The sequence below is a fragment of the Pseudoalteromonas sp. APC 3358 genome, assembly GCF_030408075.1.
Taxonomy (GTDB): domain Bacteria; phylum Pseudomonadota; class Gammaproteobacteria; order Enterobacterales; family Alteromonadaceae; genus Pseudoalteromonas; species Pseudoalteromonas arctica.
Genome location: NZ_JASDCE010000011.1, coordinates 56,358 through 75,407, shown reverse-complemented (window position 1 = coordinate 75,407; position 19,050 = coordinate 56,358). Strand labels below are relative to the sequence as shown.

The window sequence follows — 19,050 nt, the reverse complement described above, 5'->3', positions numbered from 1 at the left end:
TAATTTAACGGGTGGCAGGCTATGCAACAGAGTAAACTCTGGCTTTTCAAGTACTTCAAAGGTATCTCTTTTGTCTTATTTTTAATGATGCTTATTAGTTTTAATTTCGTTTTAAATGATGCATTACATCAAAAAGTTCATGCTTCTGGGCAGCAGTTCGTTAAACACGTTTACGAGCTGAATTTATCTCCTTCTATAAACAATGAAGTGTTAGCCGCATTAGCTAAAAGTGAAGGTTTTGTGTTGGAGGTGCAAAAGCCTGCAGAGCATTTTAGGCATTTAGTGAATATAGAGCGCGAAGTTTTTTCTTACAAAACATTAAGTTTGAGCCTCTATCACTATCCTGCTTGGGTAACACAAAGTTACTTATTTATATTGCTAAACTTGATCATATTAGGCGCCGCTGGCTGGTCTTATCGCTGGTGGGGGTTATTGAATGTAAGCCGTAAAATTACGCCCAAAAATACAATGATACAACCTACTAAAATTATTAAACAAAAACAAAATAAAATACGATTAATTAAACAAGTAAAAAAATGCGAATTAAGTTCTTTGTATGGGGTTAATAGAGCATCACATAGCTTATTTTTACTCATTGAATGTGACTTTGATAAGAAAACCGATAAAGAAGCTATTTTTAAAGTGTTAATCACTAGAAAATTGACTGAATTTAAAGATGTGTCGGTAAAAATACTAAATTCCAGTTACTTAGCCGTCACCTTGCCACATATACCTACTCCCGAGTTAGACAGCTACGTTGAAAAGCTCCATCAGAGCGTGTTTTTACTATGCCAAAATTATCAAAAAAGTATGACTCATAAAAACATTAAAATAGGTGCGTGCGACTATCGATTAGGCGCAGATAAAATTGCGGTTTATCAGTTAGCAAAATCAGCACTTATGCTATCGCAAAACAGCTCAGTACAGCACTTTCACCGCTTAGCGTTAAATTACTGCCAAGAAAAACCACTTTCTAGTAAGCAAGTTATCGAAAATATTAAAAAGAACAAATTTATATTATTCTTCCAGCCTTTATTTGAGCTCTCTAGCGGGGAAATTTTAGAACATGAAGCTCTTATCAGGGTTAGGCATAGCCAACTTGGTTTACTAGCTGCTCGTTATTTTATTAATCAGGTTTATAGTAATCAAGACGCTTTAATATTAGATAAAGCAGTAATAACACAAGTTAAAAAGCTAATGCTGAGTGAATCTTCGGCCTTAACAGTTAGTGTAAATCTACACCCTAAAAATTGGTTTAATAATGTATTTTGGGAATGGTTACCTAGTCAAATAGCAGAGCTTAAATTAAGTGCTAAATTACAATTTGAAATAAGTGAGGCTGAGTTTTTTACTCATAGAGAATCGATAACTAATGCACTAAATATAATTAAAAAAAGCCGTTCACAAGTTGTGATTGATAATGTAAAAAGTAGTGAGAAAATAGCGGTATTAGCTGATTATAACCAAGTATGCGGGCTTAAATTATCATACGAACTAATTCATTTATTAAATGAAAAAACTCAAAATCAAAGGCAAATAAAAAAGATAGTCGAAGCCGCTAACCTCTTAAATTTACCTGTGTATGCCGTTGGTGTAGAGACTCAAAAAGAGTTGTTTACGCTTGCCAAATTGGGAGTGGTAGGAGCTCAAGGGTTTTACTTTTCAGAGCCACTCCAAGAGTTTACGCAAGCGGTATTTAATTAAATTAACCCTCTATATTTAAGTCCATTTAGCCCCTGAAGCCCGCCAGTGTGAACCGCAATAATTTTACTCCCAGATGGGAAATAATCTTGTTCAATAAGTTGCCACAATGCATACATCATTTTTCCGCTATAAATAGGTTCAAGTGGCAGATTATAGGTGCGGCTCATATCTTGGCAGAACTGCCATAACTCAGGAGAAAACTTACCATAGCCACCACCATGAAACTCGCTGAGTAACTGCCAGTTAGTTTGATTATTAGCTTTAGCGCTCAGCTTTTTTATTTCTTCATTTAAATAATTAGCTTGTTTTAATACTGCTACACCAATCACTTGTGTTGTTGAAGCACTGCCTTCTATTAATCCAGCAAGCGTGCCACCACTACCGGTAGGGCACACTAAGTAGTTATGCTCAGGTAAGCTTTGCACTAACTCTTTACACCCTAATAAGGCGTGCTCGTTTGTACCACCTTCAGGAATGATATAGGCATTTGGAAAGCGCTCTTGCAGAGCATTAAGGTAATCGGTGTCGTGGCGTTTTCGATACTCTATACGATTAACTACATGTAGGTTCATACCACAATGTTTTGCAAATTGGATTGTTGGGTTGTTGTTATCCAGTTCAGGTCCGCGAATAATCGCGCGAGTTTTTATATTAAATTCTTTTCCCGCAGCTGCACAGGCGTGAATATGGTTTGAAAACGCACCACCAAAAGTCAGGAGTTCTGTTTTATTTATCTTTTGCATGTACGCTAAATTATATTTTAATTTACGCCATTTATTGCCACTTATTAGCGGATGGAGCAAATCATCACGTTTTATACCTAAATAAATGTTTCTCTTTTTTAGAAACGAGCTATCTATTTGTTGAATATAGTTATTTTCATCTATTTTGAATGTTTCATGCATTTTTTTGGTTTTCAATTTGGCAAAGTAGTTAAAATGTACGACACTTATTTCATACATAATTAACAATAGTAGCTATATGAAAGAAAAGCTGTTTTCATGGTTAAATCGTAGTTTAGATCCAAATACAGCTATTGGTGTTGCAACTTACGCAGATACTGTTAACGCAGTATGTTTAAAAAAACAACGCGACCAATGGATGGTTCACAGTTCTCACAGTGTAAATGTGTCTGAGCAAACCGATTATACCGCTGCAATTGTTGCTTGTACAAATGAGGTTTCTACTGATATTTGTGCCGTTAATTTAGTCATACCGCACTACTTTTATCAAATAGTGCAAATGGATAAACCAAACCTTAGTGATGAAGAAATTATTCAGTCACTCCCTTGGACTACAAAAGACTTAGTTGATATAGCTTCTGAAAATATTGTGGCTGATTTTATCGATTATCCAATAACATTACCGATGCAAAGCAGCAAAATGAATGTGTTTATCACGAATAAGCTGCAACTACTTCCGTTTATAGACAGTTTTGAACAAACTAAACCTGTTTTGCGTGCAATGACCTCTGAAGAAATGGTTTTAGTTACCTTGTTTGGCTCATACAAAGAGGCGCATATGCTGATTGTGCAACATGCTAATCATGAACCTCGAATCTTAATTATTCGTGATGGGCAATTAGTATTAGCTAGACGATTAAATGGTTTTTTAGGTATTTCAGATAAAGATCAAAATCAAGAATTGGTAGAAGCGTTAGGATTAGAAATTCAGCGTTCTATGGACTTTTTTGAAAGCCAGCTCAAGCAACCACCAATTCGCAGTATTCAGTTACAGTGCGATGATTTATCTTCATTAACTCTTAGAGCCGGGCTTGCAGAGTTTTTACAAGTAAAAGTTGTAGATTTTGAGCCTAACTTAGAATTAGCGCAGCAATTAGAGCCAAATTTTTATTATGCGCTTGGGGCAGCCTATCAATTAACAGATCCTGAGTCTGTGCTATGAAAACCCGGATTAACTTTTATCAAAAAACCTTACGCGTACGGCGAGACCCAGTCCCTTTGTCTGGAATGATTACGTTGTGGTTAGGTGCGCTATTAATTATTGCAATCACGTGGGCTTTTTACAGTTATAAAACATATTCTAGTGAGCTTGATTTAGAACAAAATAGGCAATACCTCAAACAAGGAAAAGCTCAGTTAGAAGTTGTAAAACAGCAGTTAGCAGAGAAGCAAAATAAAACACTCTTTATTAATGAGCTAAAAACACTTCAGCAAGAGGTTTTGCACAAGCAGCAAATATTTAGCTATTTAGAGCAAAGTTCAGATCAGTCTGCAACCGATTACGCACAGGTAATGCACGATTTAGCTAAGTATCATGAACCTAATATTTGGCTGACCCACATTAAGTTTGTAGGGCAAAGTGTGACGCTTCAGGGTCAAACATCGCAATCAAAATTCTTACCAATTTGGTTTGATAATTTAAAACAGTCGCCATTTTTTATTGATAAAGAGTTTTCAGTTTTAGAGTTATCTACGCAAGCAGGTGTGAGTGAATTTAATGTAGCGACAGACCTTAGTGATGAGGGCGATAAACCATGAGCCAAACAACAAGTAGCCAGAATAATAAAAATAAAGGTTGGCCATTATGGGTCAAATACCAAGCTCAGTTTGCATCGCTGCAAAAACGTGAGAAGTATTCCACCTTATTTGTTGGTTTGTTTATAGTGATTTACCTCGGTCTCTGGTTCGTTATTTTTCCACAGCAAGATGAAGTTGCCAACATACGTTCAAAGCACAATACAACGCTGCAAGAGTTACAGCAGATAAATGCGCAACTCTCCATGTTAAACCAAGCACTAAACTACGACTACACTAAGGTTTTACGCGGTCAAATTGCACAAACCAGAGATGAATTAGCCGAAATAAATAATCAACTTAATAGTTTTAGCCAAGGCTTTGTAGCTGCTAAAAATGTACCTGCCGTTTTAAAAGATTTGCTCGTAGATAGTAGCGACGTAAAAGTGAGTAGCTTTAATGTAAAACCAGCACGGGCTATCGATGTAGAAAAACTAGGTGAACATGATACGCAAACATTATTTTTTGAGCATCAGATGGTAGTTACTTTGCAAGGTAGCTACTTTAGCTTACAAAAATATTTAGCCGCATTAAAAAATAATCAAGATAAGTTATTAATACAAGAGTTTAGTTATCAGGTACTAGAGTACCCTCAGGCTGAATTAACTTTACAAATTGCTACAGTGAGCGCTAATGAAAAATTTATCGCGTTATAGTATTTGTACTTTGGCTTTTTACATTATTGCGCCGAGTGCGCTTGCGCAACTTCGCGATCCGACTCAGCCAAATATGTTTGTGAGTAACAATAGCCCAGTTAAGCAAAGTACAGAACTTAAATTGCAATCTATTATTAAAAACAGTACAGCATTTAAGGCCATTATTTCAGGCCATATTTATCGAGTTGGTGATGCTGTAGATGATTTTCGGGTGCTAAGCATTAACTCAAAACAGGTTGTGTTAGCAAATGATGATAAACAAATAAAATTAGAATTATATGACTATGAAATTAAAAAATAATTTATCTCATCCGTGGCTTGTTCTTCTATTGTTACCTACATTTTTAACTGCGTGCCATAGCTTTAAACCAGGTAAAGAGGTTAAAAATCATATAGAGCAAGAGTTATCTGAAAGACCTACAGAGGCTAAAGTAATTGCGCCTCTACAAATGCCAAGCGAACTTACACAAAGCTTATTGTCATCTATAAATAATGAGCAAACTATAAGTGATGATTTATCTATAAAGCGTTTTGATGTCGCAGCAAATGATGTCGAAATAGGCGCTTTTTTTGCAGGCTTAACAGACGATACCCCTTTTAGTGTTGCTGTGCATCCTGAGGTAAATGGCACAATTAATTTAAATCTTAAAAGCGTTACGTTTAATGAAGTCATTAATGTTATTAAGCGTATGTATCCTTTAGATATTGTTAATGAAGGACGAATTGTACAAGTACTACCAGCCAAAATGCGCACAGAAACAATACCTGTAAATTATTTAATGATGCAACGCCATGGTCAGTCTACAGTGAGTGTTGTTGCTGGTGGGGTTAGTCAATTTGCACAAAGTGGCAGTGGTTCGAGTTCAGGTAATAGTAACCAGCAAAATAGTGAATTTGGCGGCGATAATCAAAGCTTAGATTTAAATGGTTCTCGAATCCAAACAATTAATAAAAACGATTTTTGGAAGGAATTAGAAGTTGCCCTTAAGTCTTTAATTGGCGCAAGCGATGGGCGCTATGTTGTTGCAAGCCCACAAGCTAGTTTGGTAACCGTAAATGCATTACCAAGCGAAATTAGTCAGCTAAAAGAGTTTTTACGTCAAAGCCAAGAAAACTTGCAACGCCAAGTTATTCTAGAAGCAAAAATAATAGAAGTAACCTTAAAAGATGAGTACCAACAAGGGGTTAACTGGGAGCGCATAGCCAGTGGTTTAGAAGGCGGTATTTCGTTTGCTACAACAGCGGGTTCTACAATTAGTAATAGCATTTCGGCTGCCATTGGCGGAGCGTCATCGCTGACAATTCAAAAAGGTGACTTTAACGGGGTTATTAATTTACTAGAAACCCAAGGTGATGTGCAAATGTTATCTAACCCTCGCGTTACGGCTACAAACAACCAAAAAGCAGTTATAAAAGTAGGGCAAGACGAATACTTTGTTACTAATGTATCAAGTACGACGGTAACTGGTACTGCTACAACTACCTCGCCTGAGATAGATTTAACGCCGTTCTTTTCTGGTATTGCCCTTGATGTAACGCCGCAGATTGATAAGTATGGCTCAGTCATTTTGCATGTTCACCCTTCAGTAACTGAGACAGAGGAGCAACTAAAGGTAATTACTTTAGACGATCAACGTTTTGAGCTACCTCTAGCGCAAAGCAATATTCGAGAGTCAGATACCGTTATTCGCGCTCAAAGTGGCGAAATAGTGGTTATTGGTGGCTTGATGCAAACGTCAACTCAGGATGAAGAATCTAAAACACCGGTGCTGGGTGATATCCCGCTATTTGGCAATTTATTCAAAAGTATTCGTAAACGCCAAGAGAAAAAAGAACTGATTATCTTAATCAAACCAACTGTTGTTATGCCCGACACTTGGAAAAAACAACAGGGTGAAAGCCGTCAGCTTTTAAAAACATGGTATGAAAACTAACTATGTATTTAAGCTTTTTTAATTTAAGTGAAATGCCTTTCACGTTAACCCCTAACACGCAATTTTTTTGTGCACTTGAACCGCACCACGAAGCGATGCAAGTGCTAACAACAGCCATTGAAATGGGTGAGGGGTTTATTAAAGTCACCGGTGAAGTTGGGACTGGTAAAACGTTGCTTTGTAGAAAGCTATTAAACCAACTTGAGCCAGATTACATTGTGGCTTATTTGCCTAACTCTTATTTAAGCCCTGAAGAGCTTAGATGGGCGATTGCAATTGAGCTGGGTATGGATGTAGATAAAGCATTGGATCAACAAGCACTAGGGCAGCTTATAAATCATCACTTACTCGACTTACAAGAAGATAATGAGCGCGTAGTGCTTTTGATAGATGAGGCGCAATGCTTGAGTTGGGAGACTCTAGAGGCGCTGAGGTTATTTACAAACTTAGAAACAGAAAGCGAAAAGTTGATTCAAGTTGTGTTATTTGGGCAACCTGAACTTGATGAAAAACTGGCAAACAATAAAGTAAGGCAGTTACGCCAACGTATTAGTTTTTCGTATAAATTACGGGCGATGACTGGCGCTGAGGTTGTTTATTATATTAATCATCGCTTACAAGTTGCAGGATTTAATAGGCCTCCTTTATTTAATAATAGTATGGGGCTTAAGATTGCCAGAGCAAGCCGTGGAATTCCTAGGTTAGTTAATATTTTATGCCACAAAGCACTATTACAAGCTTACGGTGAAGGGTTAAATACAATAACAAATCGCCATATTCAGCTTGCCATAAAAGATACCGAAGACTGCGCAAAATATCGAACCGGTCAATATTGGAGCTACAGCGCGTTAATGTTTAGTGTTTTAGCTATTGCTGCCATATGGGTATGGAGGCAGTGGTTATGAGCGTTATAAATAATATGCTTAAAAATATTGAGCAACGTGAAGCTAAACAAGTGAATATTCAAGAAGGTATAAGCGTAAAGCCAATATATGATGTAAAAAACATTGTATTTAAAGCCGCAATTTTACTTATTATGCTAAGTGTCATTTTTTTAGCATACCTGTATTTACCGACCGCCGACAAAAAAGAAACTCAACGTGAGTCTGTGCTACCACAGCAAAAAATGGTCGCGGTTTTGAGCTCTAATTTATCTGATTCTCAAGATGAAAAAAGCACTGTAGAGCCTTTAGTTGAGCAAGAAGTTGTGAAGAAGGCTGTGCAAGTTGAGCAAATAAAACCAGAAGTGAATGATTTAGCTGAATCCAAGTTGAGTGAAGCAACATTACTGGTTTCTCAACCAACGGCTGAGCCGGTTGTAATTGCCGAGGTTAAACAAAGCCCTGCACTAGCTAAAGATAATATGTTAGTGGCTAGCAAAGTTATTGTCAGCAAGCCAAAAACTACTTCAGTGACTAAAACTAAGCCACAAAATACTATGATCAAAAGCGCAGCAGAAACTAAGTCACCACAGGCTTTATTGGTCGAGCAATTAGCAGCAGCTAAACAGGCAATACAGTTTGGCTTATACAACGAAGCTATTAGTGATTTAAACATTATTTTAGCGCAATCGCCTTTACATGTTGAGGCCCGAAACTTACTGGCTGCAACTTACTTTAAACAACAAGATATAAATTCTGCGCAACAGGTTTTGCAATCAGGTATTCGCCAAAACCCTAACGTACTTGAATGGCGTGTAATGCTAAGCAAAATACTCATTATGCAACAACAGTATGAGGGAGTATTACTGCTTTTAAGTGATGAATTTGAATCCCAGGCGAATCTTGATTTTTGGGTGCTGCAAGGTACTGCTGCGCAAAGTGCGAGTAAGCACCATAAAGCACTTGAAAGCTTTAAACATCTTACACAGCTCCAGCCGAGTCAAGCCAAGTGGTGGCTTGCACTTGCAACCTCAAAAGATGCACTAGGAGAGTACCTCGATGCTAAACAGCTTTATAAGGTGGCTCTAGATTTAGGTGGGTTAAATACCGCTATGACCCAGCATGCATTACAGCGTTTAGTTGCACTAAAGGAGGCCGTATGAGACCTAGTTTAAAAATGCGCTTAGGCGACTTACTTGTCCACGAACACATGATCACCGAAGCGCAACTAAGTGAAGCATTAAACGTTCAAGCTGCAACGGGCCGTAAATTAGGTTCGACACTTATTACACTTGAGTTTATTAGTGAGCCACAGTTATTACGCTTTTTAGCGCAGCAATTACAGGTACCTTTTTTAGATATATCACAGCGAAAAATATCACACGATGTGTCTAAGCTTTTATCTGAGGTATATGCGCGTCGTTACAGAGCACTAGTAATCGAAGACAATGGTGACTCTGTTTTGGTTGGGATGAGCGATCCTGCTGATTTAAGGGGCCTTGATCAACTTGCGACTATGCTTGCTCCTAAACGAATAGATTTAGCTGTTGTACAAGAAAGCCAAATCATGGCTGCATTTGACAACGTATATCGTCGTACAGATGAAATTACCAACTTTGCAGCACAACTCCATGAAGAATATCAAGACGTAGAAGAGTTTGATTTAAACTCTTTAGGTGATGAGACATCCGATGCAACCGTTGTAAAGTTACTGCAATCAATATTTGAGGATGCTGTGCAAGTTCGCGCATCTGATATTCACATTGAGCCAGATGAAGGTTTGCTTCGCATTCGTCAACGTGTAGATGGAATATTACAAGAGCACACTCTTAACCAAGTAAAAATAGCATCGGCACTAGTGCTACGTTTAAAGCTTATGTCGGGATTAGATATATCTGAAAAACGCCTCCCTCAAGATGGCCGGTTTAATATAAAAGTGCGCAGCCATAGTATTGATGTGCGCCTATCTACCATGCCGGTTCAGCATGGTGAATCAGTTGTAATGCGTTTGCTTGATCAATCTGCAGGATTATTATCGTTAGATGAAACAGGCATGCCGGCACACATATTAAAACGTGTGCGCAGCATTATAAAACGTCCACATGGCATGGTTTTAGTTACTGGGCCAACAGGCTCGGGTAAAACAACCACACTTTATGGTGCATTAAGTGAGTTAAACCAACAAGAAAGTAAAATTATTACCGTAGAGGATCCGGTTGAGTATCGTATTGGACGTATTAACCAGGTACAAATAAATAATAAAATAGGGCTAAGTTTTGCCAGTATTTTACGGACCGCTCTAAGGCAAGATCCTGACATCATAATGGTTGGCGAAATGCGTGACCAAGAAACCGTAGATATTGGATTAAGGGCCGCTTTAACAGGCCACCTAGTACTATCAACGTTACATACCAATGATGCAATTACCAGCGCTATGCGCTTAATTGATATGGGCGCACCGGCTTACTTAGTGGCAAGTTCACTGCGAGCGATTATTGCTCAGCGATTAGTAAGGCGAGTATGTAATGACTGTAGAGTACCGTACTTGCCAGATCGCCAAGAAATAAGTTGGTTAAAATATTTAGGCGAAGAGATTACAGATGCTCAATTTTCTAAAGGGCAAGGTTGCACAGCATGTAATCACACTGGTTATAAAGGACGTGTAGGTATTTTTGAGTTGCTCGAAATGGATGATGCAATGATGGATGCATTGCGCGCTAACGACACACAAGGTTTTGCGAAAGCCGCTAAAAATAGCGCAAACTTTTCGCCACTCTCAGCAATGGCATTAAATTACGCTAAGAAAGGTATTACCTCTTTAGATGAAGTATTTAAAGTGGCTGAATATATCCCAGAAATAGTAGGGGATATTGATGCAACTATATAGCTATAAAGCGAAAGACAGCAAAGGTGTTTTGGTAAAAGGCCAATTAGAAGCGAGTAACCAAGCTGGCGTAGCTGATAGTTTAATGAAGCGTCAATTTATACCAATATCAATTTCTTTAGTTGAAACAAAAAATAATATTAAAATTTTTGATAATTTATTTGTCGAAAAAATAACGCTAGACGACATGATTATGTTTTCTAGACAAATGTATTCGCTACTAAAAGCGGGTATTCCAATTATACGAGCAATGATTGGATTGGCAGATACAACACAAAATAAAGAATTTAAAAATGTATTGATGGAAGTTACCAGGCAACTTGAGCAAGGCCGCGACTTATCCAATGCAATGGCAATTCATAACGAGGTATTTAGCCGCTTAACTGTGTCAATGGTAATGGTTGGTGAAGGTTCTGGCCGATTAGAAGATGCATTTTATCAACTCGCTATTTACTTTGAAAAAGAACAGGAAACTCGTAAGCGTATCAAAGCAGCTATGCGCTACCCTACTTTTGTTATTTTGGCTCTTGTAGCAGCTATGGTCATTTTAAATATTTTTGTAATTCCTACCTTTGCGAGCATGTTTGCCAAATTTGATGCCGAATTGCCGTTAATGACACGAATATTAATTGGCACCAGTAGCTTTTTTGTTAACTATTGGTGGTTGCTATTAGTTGTGGGGATTGGAGCGGTATTTGCGTGGAAGCGTTATTTAAATACAGAACCAGGACGCTTCAAGTGGGATCAATATAAATTAAAAATCCCCTTTATTGGCGATATTTTAAAACGTACGTTGCTTGCACGTTATAGTCAAAGTTTAGCTATGGTATTACGGTCTGGTGTACCTATGACCACGGGATTATCGCTAACAGCGCATGCTGTAGATAATAGCTATATGGAAAAAGCGATTATTACTATGCGCCAAGATATAGAAAAAGGCGATAGCTTACTTAGAGCCTCAAAAAGTTCTGAGCTGTTTTCTCAGCTTGTATTACAGATGGTCGCCGTAGGTGAAGAAACCGGTCGGGTTGATGAGTTACTTCAAGAAGCAGCTGATTATTATGAGCGTGAAGTTGATTATGACTTACGAAGCTTAACTGCAAAAATAGAACCTATTTTAACTGTGTTTGTTGCCATTATGGTGCTGATTTTAGCATTGGGTATTTTTATGCCTATGTGGAACATGATGTCGGCAATTAAAGGGAATTAAGGTGAACACAACAATAGCTTACTCAAAAGGTTTCTCATTATTTGAGTTAGTTATTGTTGTTATTTTACTGGCAGTAATTTTGAGTTTTGCTATACCTCAATATATAGGTATTAAAAATCAAGCGCATAATGCAAGCGTAGATGCTATTGCGGGTAGTTTTTCATCGGCTGTTGGCATGGTTAGAGGTCAATGGGAGTTAGAAGGGAGACCAAATAGTAAGTCAAATATAACATTCGTTAATTATGGAGGAGTGATAGTTGCTGTTGATGGATCGTTAGGTACACCAACGGGTGATGGAACAGAAAAAAAAGATACTCGCGCAGAGTCTATAAATGCTTATAAATGCCGCCAAGTATTAAATATAATTTTACAAGATGCACCAAGCAGTACCTTAAGTAGTGAAATATCGATAATAAAAAGTGTAAGTTTTTTAGTTAGGTACAATGCAGAAAGTACGCAATGCGTCTATTATTTAACTCATACCATTGATATTAAAAGTATACCTACCAATACGAGTGAAATATCAGGTTTAACAGGTTTTTCATACTTTGCTAAAACAGGCAAAGTAAAAATATTTAAAAACTAAGTAATTAAAAAGAGGCTTATTTATGAAAACGCAATCGTTAAAAAGTTTACCAATGAATAAACAAGCAGGTTTTACACTTGTTGAATTGATCATCGTAATTGTTATTTTGGGCATTTTAGCTGTTACTGCAGCACCTCGTTTTTTAAACTTGCAAGGTGATGCAAATGCTTCAACACTCGAAGGCTTACAAGGCTCTATTCGCAGCGGTATGAATATCGTAAACGGCAAGTCTATTATTGCTAGTGATCACAAGGAAGAAACGGCTACAGTTACAGTGGATACTGGGACTGTTAATACTGTGTATGGTTACCCAAAGGCAACTCAAGATGATTTTGAAGCTTTCCTAGATGTAAAATTTGCAGCAGATAATTCTGCTGATTTTAATTTAGTTGTAGTTGGTACAAAAGTGATTATTTTCCCAAATAGCTATGAGCAGGCTGATGACTGTCGCATTGAATACACACAAGCTACAGCAGCAGTTACAACAACAGCGCCAATTAAAACAGTTGTAACAGCGCCTGAAGTCACTTTAGTTACAGACGGCTGTTAATTATAGAAATGATAAGCAGTAGTAGGCAACGATTGCGTGGCTTCACACTCATTGAGTTAATTATTACTCTAGTGATATTGGGAATACTGTCGGTAACGGCAGTTCCCAAATTTCTGGGCAGCTCAACAGAAGATGCATACTCATATCGAGACCGTACATTAAATGCACTTAGAACAGTGCAGCTACGTGCAATGCAAAATACAGCGACAACAAGTTGCCATACTCTTTATATTACCTCCACACTTATTGCTCCCCCCACACCCGATACATGTACCGGTGGAGCCGATGCTAATAACACCGATCATTTAGTGGTACAAATAAACACGCAAAGAAGTGATATAGCATTTAGTGCTTTAGATAGTAACGCGAATATATTTACCCAAATTAGTTTTGATCCTTTAGGTAAATCAAATCAAACCTGCACTTCGCAGTGTCGAATAGATGTTGGATTAGCTGGCGTATGCATAAGTGGTGAAGGGCTTATATATGCGTGCCCTTAAAGTAAAAGGTTTTACTCTAATAGAGCTTATTATTGGCATAGTCATGTTTGCTATTGCATTAAGCATTATTACCGCTTTAATTGCCCCGCAAGCAAAAAAAAGTGCAGAGCCAATTATTGCTTTAAGAGCCTCTGAATTTGGTCAATCACTAATGAACGAAATTCAAAGTAAATCGTTTGATGAGCACAGCGATAGAAGTGCACCTTTTAGGCGTTGTGGCGAAACAACCTTGGGTGCTGAGCCTTGTACCGCAGAGGGCGATTTAGGCGTCGATAGCTTAGGGGCAGGCCTAGAAACCCGAACCAGTTATAACGATGTAGATGACTATATTGCACTGTCTAACCAGCCTATTACTAATAGCTTAGGTGAGGTGTTAAGTGAGTACAGCGACTTTAATTTAGTTATTAAAGTTGAGTACGATAGCGACTTTAACGAATTGACCATTAACGATGGCACAACCTTTAAGCGTATTACTATTGAAGTAACATCACCCTTAGACGAAGTTTACGGATTTAGTGCATATAAAGGGAATTACTAATGCAAGCAGCTAAATACCAAAATGCATTTACCCTTATAGAACTATTACTTGTCATGGTTATTATTGGTATTTTAGCCGTAAGTGCATTTTCATTTATTGGTGCTGGGGTCAGTATTTACTCACAAGGGGTTGAACGCCAAGAAGCAGTAGCCCAGGCCCGTTTTTTAATAACGCGACTTAGTAAAGAATTGCGCCACGCTACGCCAAATTCATTAAGGCTTTCTTGTGATAATAATACTAGCGGGGCCTGTAGTGCTCAGCAGTGTTTAGAATTTACGCCGTTTTTATCGGCCACTCACTATACAAATTACCTACCTACCGTAGCGCCTTTTAATGTTAGCGCTGTTGATTTTGAACTTAATAACTTAACGCAGCCGCAAGCTGGAAATTGGGCAACGATATACCCATTAAGCAGTGCTGATATATACGATGAGAATAATAATAAGCGTTTGCAAGTATCAGCATTTAATAGTTCAGCGAGCGAAATTGATGAGTGGCAATTTAGCAAAGCATTTACCCAAGAGTCGCCGAGTAAACGCCTTTATTTACTTTCAGAACCTGTAAGTTTTTGCGTTGAAGGGCAGTATTTATATAGATATACCAATTACGGTTTTACTGTTAATCAATTAGATGCCGTGAGCTTACAAATAAGCAGTGGTGTTAAACGTGATTTATTAGGTATTTACATTGCCAATAATTTAGCGAGCGATTTATTTTTTACTCTTGATGCGCTCTCCCTACAAAGAAACGCTGTGCTTAATGTGAATGCGCAAATGCAATTTAACGATACTGAAGTAATGAACTTTAACCATGAGGTACATATTCCTAATGTACCTTAAAAAAAATCCTCACGGAAAAGCCTTACCCAGTAAACAAAAAGGGAACTTAATAATTGTTTCTTTGGTAATTATTGTTGCTTTATTAGCACTAGGATTAGCATTAGTTAAAGTGCTTTCTGGTGCATCTCAACAAAATACGATTGAGTATTATGGGGCTCGCGCTTTTATGGCAGCACAAAGCGGCCTAGAAAGTGGTTTAACGCAACTATTTCCAATAAATAGCTCAGTTCAAAGTTGTGCATCAGTTACTACTGATTTAACCTACCAAACTACATATTTAGCCAACTGTAAGGTCGAAGTGAATTGTAGCGAATATATAGGCTTACCTGATAGCAGTACAACCAACGGGCTTGTGAATATATATTACTTACAAAGCAGTGCAACGTGCGCCGCAATTGATTGCCCTGCAGGGAGTAGCTGCAGAAAAGATTATTGGCAAACACAAAGAACGCTCAGTGTGGAGGCTAAAACTTTACCATGATGAAAAATGCGTTGGTCATTATATTTTTTAGCTGCGTGTTACTTTGTAATTACGCAAATGCAGTGCCTCCAAAAATCGAGGGCCGTTATATAGAACTGCAAGATACATATACATCGCCTGTTTGGACAAAAGTTAATTTTCAACAGCAATATATAACGCCTCCTGCTGTTTTTATGCTCTCAACAAACCAAGGCGGAAACCCTGCAATAATAAGAATACGTAATATAACCACAACTAGCTTTGAGGCCTTACCGCTTGAACCTTCAGGAGAGGATGGTGGACATATTAGTATGGGGGCGCACTATTTAGCTGTTGAGTATGGTGTGCATCAATTTCCAGACGGCACAATTATGGAAGTAGGTAATACTGATCTATTGCTCGAATTACAGTATGGCTCTAAGTCTGGTTTTGCTCCACTAACACCTAAAGGCTATAAGCCTTTAACATTTGCTGAACCGTTTACTCAAAGGCCAAACTTTTTTCATTCGTTACAAACACTCAATAGCATAGACAGCAATCCACCAACGCAAGCATTAATACCATTTTTAACAGTTGCAGTTGAAAGTAATTCTCTATCTGCCAGCGGCGTTAATATTGCTTTAGAAGCATCTGAAACAGCACTTGGGCTTATAAAAACCGAAACTGTTGCTTATATGGCCGTAGAGCCAGGAAGTAACCGCACATTTTCTGACGATAATGGCGTTGAGGTATCGTGGGAAACTTTTTTCACAGGCTTTGAAGTTGACGGTTGGAGCAATGGCTGTAATTACTTTAGTTTTACTAATAATTTTAGTGTGGCTCCGTTAGTTGTAGCAAGTAAAAACTCACGCCAAGAAGATGATGGCGGGTGGCTACGCAGCTGTAACCTAAGGACCGACAGGTTAGGGCTAGTTGTTGACGAAGATCGTGATGGCGATAACGAGCGTCGTCACGTAAACGAGGAAGCATCAATACTCGCCATGACCAGTACCTTTGTATTTAATGGTGATATTTTAGATTGTGATACGTTATTCCCGGGCGCTATTTCTACTTATAACAATGGTGAAGTGCAGCTGGTGCAGGGAGTAGAAATAACCGATGGTAATGCGCAGTTTGTCACCACCACAAGTTTAATTTCTACAGCGCTGACGAGCCCTCCTTTGTGTAATGGTCAGGCGTGTGTTGCTGGTGGTTATAACTCTTTAGAACCGAATCAAGCGGCGCAGGTGCCAACGGTTACAAATGATGGTAGCTCAACAGGACCCGTACCTACTTCTTTAGCTGGCGACTATTATTACGATGAGTTGCAGTTAAGTATGCTGGAAACAGAGTACAGAGTAACAGCGCCTACACGTATTTTTTTAAAAGATACAACCTCACTTCTATCAACTTCATTTTTGAATATAGGTAAAACCAATATAGTAGTAGAAACTGGCGCGTACTTGGCTATTTATGTGGATGGTGCGGTTGCTATTGCAGCCGATGCAAATATTGCGGGCTATATTGTTGCAACTGGAGAGGTAAGAATCGCTCAAAATGTAACGTATCAGGGATCAATTACATCGGCTACTCAAATTATTACCGAAGGGAGCTCAACGTTTGACGCTCTACCAGTACCCGAAAGTATCCCTGGTTTTTGTGGTATTTATACACCAGAAACACTGGATCATTATCGTTTAACAATAAGCGATAACAAAGGTCTGACGTGTGAAGCTAAAGAAATGACACTAACAGCCTGCGCTAATGATGCCTGCGACTTATTATTTGCGGAACCCTCTAGTTTAAACCTTTCTCCAGATAATAGTGGTCAGCAAAGTTGGGTTACGGGGGAGAATATTAATTTTACAGGATCAGCGGTTGTCGAATTTGCTAAACGCACCACAGGCAGTGTTACATTTGGATATAACACTGCTGATCCTTCTGCACCTCTTCGTTGTTATATCGGTGGTAATAATGTTGGTTTGAGTGGCTGTAAAGTTACGTTTTCTGATGCTGGATTTGTTTTTAATAATGATACAGATGGAAATACTACAATTCCTACTCAGTTATCAGCAAAGCCTTCAAATACTGGATTTAATGCAAAAGTGCTATCTATTCAAGCGGTAAAAACAAATACCACTACGGGCGTATGCGAAGCTGCATTTCCCGCTGGTGGCGATGTAAGCTTAGATTTATCGTATACATGCAGTGCTGGTGCAAGTTGCTCTGATACGGTTTCACTTAGTAACAACAATAATACCTTTGCGGTCGAGCAAGCCTCTAAATCATTCATACTTAACTTTGATAGTGAGTCTAAAGCCCCGATTGTTATAAATTACCCCGATGCAGGAAAGTTGAGTTTAAATGTAAATACCAATTTAATTTTAGACCCACTAACTAATTTATCAGTAAATTTAACGGGTAGTTCAAATGAATATGTCGTAAAACCATTTGGATTAGCCATGGAGGTAGCAAGTGATGGTTATGCAGCAGATGCCAATGGGAGCTTATTTAGACTAACGGGCGAAGCATTTGATTTAAAAATGAATGCGGTGCAGTGGCAAACAGGGCAAGACACTAACAACGATGGTTTCCCAGACAACTACAGCAATATTACAAATAACACCATTGCCAAGCATTTTATTACAGAGCAACCGCTTGTAGAGGCATCGCTTAAAGCGCCTACGCCAGGCATTCAAGGTACGCTTGAAGCTATGAGTACTGTTGCGTTTAGTGATACAGGTAATTTGAGTGAATCTATATCGCAATATAATTACGATCAAGTTGGCATCATTGATTTAACTGCAGGCCTTCAAGATGCCGATTATTTTGGTGCGGGAGATGTAAAAGGTGAGCTATATAACGTTGGTCGTTTTGCACCTTCGCAGTTTCAGGTCGTGGGGGTTCAAGCTGCTGCGCAATGCACGCAATACGGCAGTAATTTAACTTATCTTGATCAACCTTTTGAACTTGGCTTTACAGTACAAGCACAAAATCAAAATGGTGAGCTAATGGCTAATTATAAAGCGGGCTTTAATAAATCGAGTGTAGACGTTAATGCCGAAAATAATGAAGTAGGTAACTATGTACCTGCAACTAATTTTACTAGCCGCTTAGTAAACCTAGGAAATAACAACTGGGGAGATATAAGCGACGGCCAATGGCAAATGAGCCAACTCAACACGACACTTAAAAGATTAGGTGTAGGGCAAGCAGACGGACCGTTCGCTATGGTGAGCTTAATGGCAACGCTTTCTGACATAGAAGGGGCAACACTCATTGATGCAAATGATAAACCTAATACACAAACAGCATGCTCGGGTGGTTGTAATAGCGTACGACTAAATGCATTACCAATAGAGTTTAGGTTTGGACGTTTAGTCCTTGGCAATAACGCAGGCTCCGATCTCGACCCTTTACTTATTCCTATGCAGGCTCAGTATTACAACGGCAGTGGATTTGTAAATAACGCTGAAGATAACTGTAGTATATTTGATCATACCCAAATCACTCAGATATCACCTAGCAGCCCACAATTAACCTATAAATATGGGACTGGTGTATCTGGCCAGCTAGAAGCGGGAGTGTATCCTGCAAACAATGGTATTTATGCACTGCCAAATGGTTTGGGTGAATTTACCTTAGAATATAATACTTATGATTGGTTAAAGTGGGATTGGCAGGGCGATGGAATACAGCTTGATCCTCGTACTATTTTACAATTTGGACGCTTTAGAGGAAATGATCGGGTTATTTACTGGCGTGAAACACGCGAATAGTTGTAAACTAATA

General features: G+C 38.5%; 18 protein-coding genes. 17 read left to right on the top strand and 1 reads right to left on the bottom strand.

Annotated elements, in window-relative coordinates; translation table 11 throughout:
- Positions 1-21: 21 nt before the first annotated feature.
- Positions 22-1,704, top strand: coding sequence for an EAL domain-containing protein (locus QL995_RS16270; RefSeq protein ID WP_290294619.1), 1,683 nt, complete (start codon positions 22-24; stop codon positions 1,702-1,704).
- On the opposite strand, the gene QL995_RS16265 is transcribed toward QL995_RS16270, so the two are convergent.
- Positions 1,701-2,609, bottom strand: a complete 909-nt coding sequence (locus tag QL995_RS16265) for a pyridoxal-phosphate dependent enzyme (RefSeq protein ID WP_290294618.1) — start codon at positions 2,607-2,609, stop codon at positions 1,701-1,703. The two genes, QL995_RS16270 and QL995_RS16265, sit on opposite strands and share 4 nt — an antisense overlap.
- A 76-nt stretch (positions 2,610-2,685) precedes the next feature.
- Between QL995_RS16265 and QL995_RS16260 the strand changes: the two genes are divergently transcribed.
- The 16 genes from QL995_RS16260 to QL995_RS16185 are packed head-to-tail and all read left to right on the top strand — an operon-like array spanning position 2,686 to position 19,037.
- On the top strand, positions 2,686-3,609 hold the full coding sequence (locus tag QL995_RS16260; protein ID WP_007586312.1) for a hypothetical protein: 924 nt from the start codon (positions 2,686-2,688) through the stop codon (positions 3,607-3,609).
- Positions 3,606-4,205, top strand: coding sequence for a PilN domain-containing protein (locus tag QL995_RS16255; RefSeq protein ID WP_225305713.1), 600 nt, complete (start codon positions 3,606-3,608; stop codon positions 4,203-4,205). Before QL995_RS16260 ends, QL995_RS16255 begins: the two co-directional genes overlap by 4 nt.
- On the top strand, positions 4,202-4,897 hold the full coding sequence (locus QL995_RS16250) for a hypothetical protein (protein ID WP_010553778.1): 696 nt from the start codon (positions 4,202-4,204) through the stop codon (positions 4,895-4,897). Before QL995_RS16255 ends, QL995_RS16250 begins: the two co-directional genes overlap by 4 nt.
- Positions 4,875-5,198, top strand: a complete 324-nt coding sequence (locus QL995_RS16245) for a hypothetical protein (protein WP_007586318.1) — start codon at positions 4,875-4,877, stop codon at positions 5,196-5,198. The genes QL995_RS16250 and QL995_RS16245 overlap by 23 nt, the downstream gene beginning before the upstream one ends.
- A complete protein-coding gene (gene mshL, locus QL995_RS16240; RefSeq protein WP_290294617.1) occupies positions 5,182-6,831 on the top strand; it encodes a pilus (MSHA type) biogenesis protein MshL in 1,650 nt (549 codons plus the stop codon). Before QL995_RS16245 ends, mshL begins: the two co-directional genes overlap by 17 nt.
- Before the next feature lie 2 nt (positions 6,832-6,833).
- A complete protein-coding gene (locus QL995_RS16235) occupies positions 6,834-7,736 on the top strand; it encodes an AAA family ATPase (protein ID WP_007586321.1) in 903 nt (300 codons plus the stop codon).
- Positions 7,733-8,875, top strand: a complete 1,143-nt coding sequence (locus tag QL995_RS16230) for a tetratricopeptide repeat protein (RefSeq protein WP_169061027.1) — start codon at positions 7,733-7,735, stop codon at positions 8,873-8,875. Before QL995_RS16235 ends, QL995_RS16230 begins: the two co-directional genes overlap by 4 nt.
- Positions 8,872-10,599: a GspE/PulE family protein gene (locus QL995_RS16225; RefSeq protein WP_024594461.1), complete on the top strand. Its 1,728-nt coding sequence runs from the start codon at positions 8,872-8,874 to the stop codon at positions 10,597-10,599. Before QL995_RS16230 ends, QL995_RS16225 begins: the two co-directional genes overlap by 4 nt.
- Positions 10,586-11,806 carry a type II secretion system F family protein gene (locus QL995_RS16220; RefSeq protein ID WP_290294616.1) on the top strand — a complete coding sequence of 407 codons (1,221 nt, stop codon included), beginning with the start codon at positions 10,586-10,588 and terminating at the stop codon, positions 11,804-11,806. The genes QL995_RS16225 and QL995_RS16220 overlap by 14 nt, the downstream gene beginning before the upstream one ends.
- Before the next feature lies 1 nt (position 11,807).
- Positions 11,808-12,392, top strand: a complete 585-nt coding sequence (locus QL995_RS16215; RefSeq protein WP_290294615.1) for a prepilin-type N-terminal cleavage/methylation domain-containing protein — start codon at positions 11,808-11,810, stop codon at positions 12,390-12,392.
- 22 nt (positions 12,393-12,414) lie between these two features.
- Entirely contained in the window at positions 12,415-12,942 is a 528-nt protein-coding gene (locus QL995_RS16210; RefSeq protein ID WP_290294614.1) for a prepilin-type N-terminal cleavage/methylation domain-containing protein, read from the top strand.
- A 32-nt stretch (positions 12,943-12,974) separates the two neighbouring features.
- Positions 12,975-13,442 (top strand): type II secretion system protein, encoded by a 468-nt coding sequence (locus tag QL995_RS16205; protein ID WP_231614074.1) that lies wholly within the window; start codon positions 12,975-12,977, stop codon positions 13,440-13,442.
- Positions 13,429-13,980 carry a type II secretion system protein gene (locus QL995_RS16200; protein WP_290294613.1) on the top strand — a complete coding sequence of 184 codons (552 nt, stop codon included), beginning with the start codon at positions 13,429-13,431 and terminating at the stop codon, positions 13,978-13,980. The genes QL995_RS16205 and QL995_RS16200 overlap by 14 nt, the downstream gene beginning before the upstream one ends.
- Entirely contained in the window at positions 13,980-14,819 is an 840-nt protein-coding gene (locus tag QL995_RS16195) for a type II secretion system protein (protein ID WP_290294612.1), read from the top strand. The genes QL995_RS16200 and QL995_RS16195 overlap by 1 nt, the downstream gene beginning before the upstream one ends.
- Positions 14,809-15,300, top strand: coding sequence for an agglutinin biogenesis protein MshP (locus QL995_RS16190; RefSeq protein WP_290294611.1), 492 nt, complete (start codon positions 14,809-14,811; stop codon positions 15,298-15,300). Before QL995_RS16195 ends, QL995_RS16190 begins: the two co-directional genes overlap by 11 nt.
- Positions 15,297-19,037, top strand: a complete 3,741-nt coding sequence (locus tag QL995_RS16185) for an H-type lectin domain-containing protein (protein WP_290294610.1) — start codon at positions 15,297-15,299, stop codon at positions 19,035-19,037. The genes QL995_RS16190 and QL995_RS16185 overlap by 4 nt, the downstream gene beginning before the upstream one ends.
- The last annotated feature ends 13 nt before the right edge of the window (positions 19,038-19,050 follow it).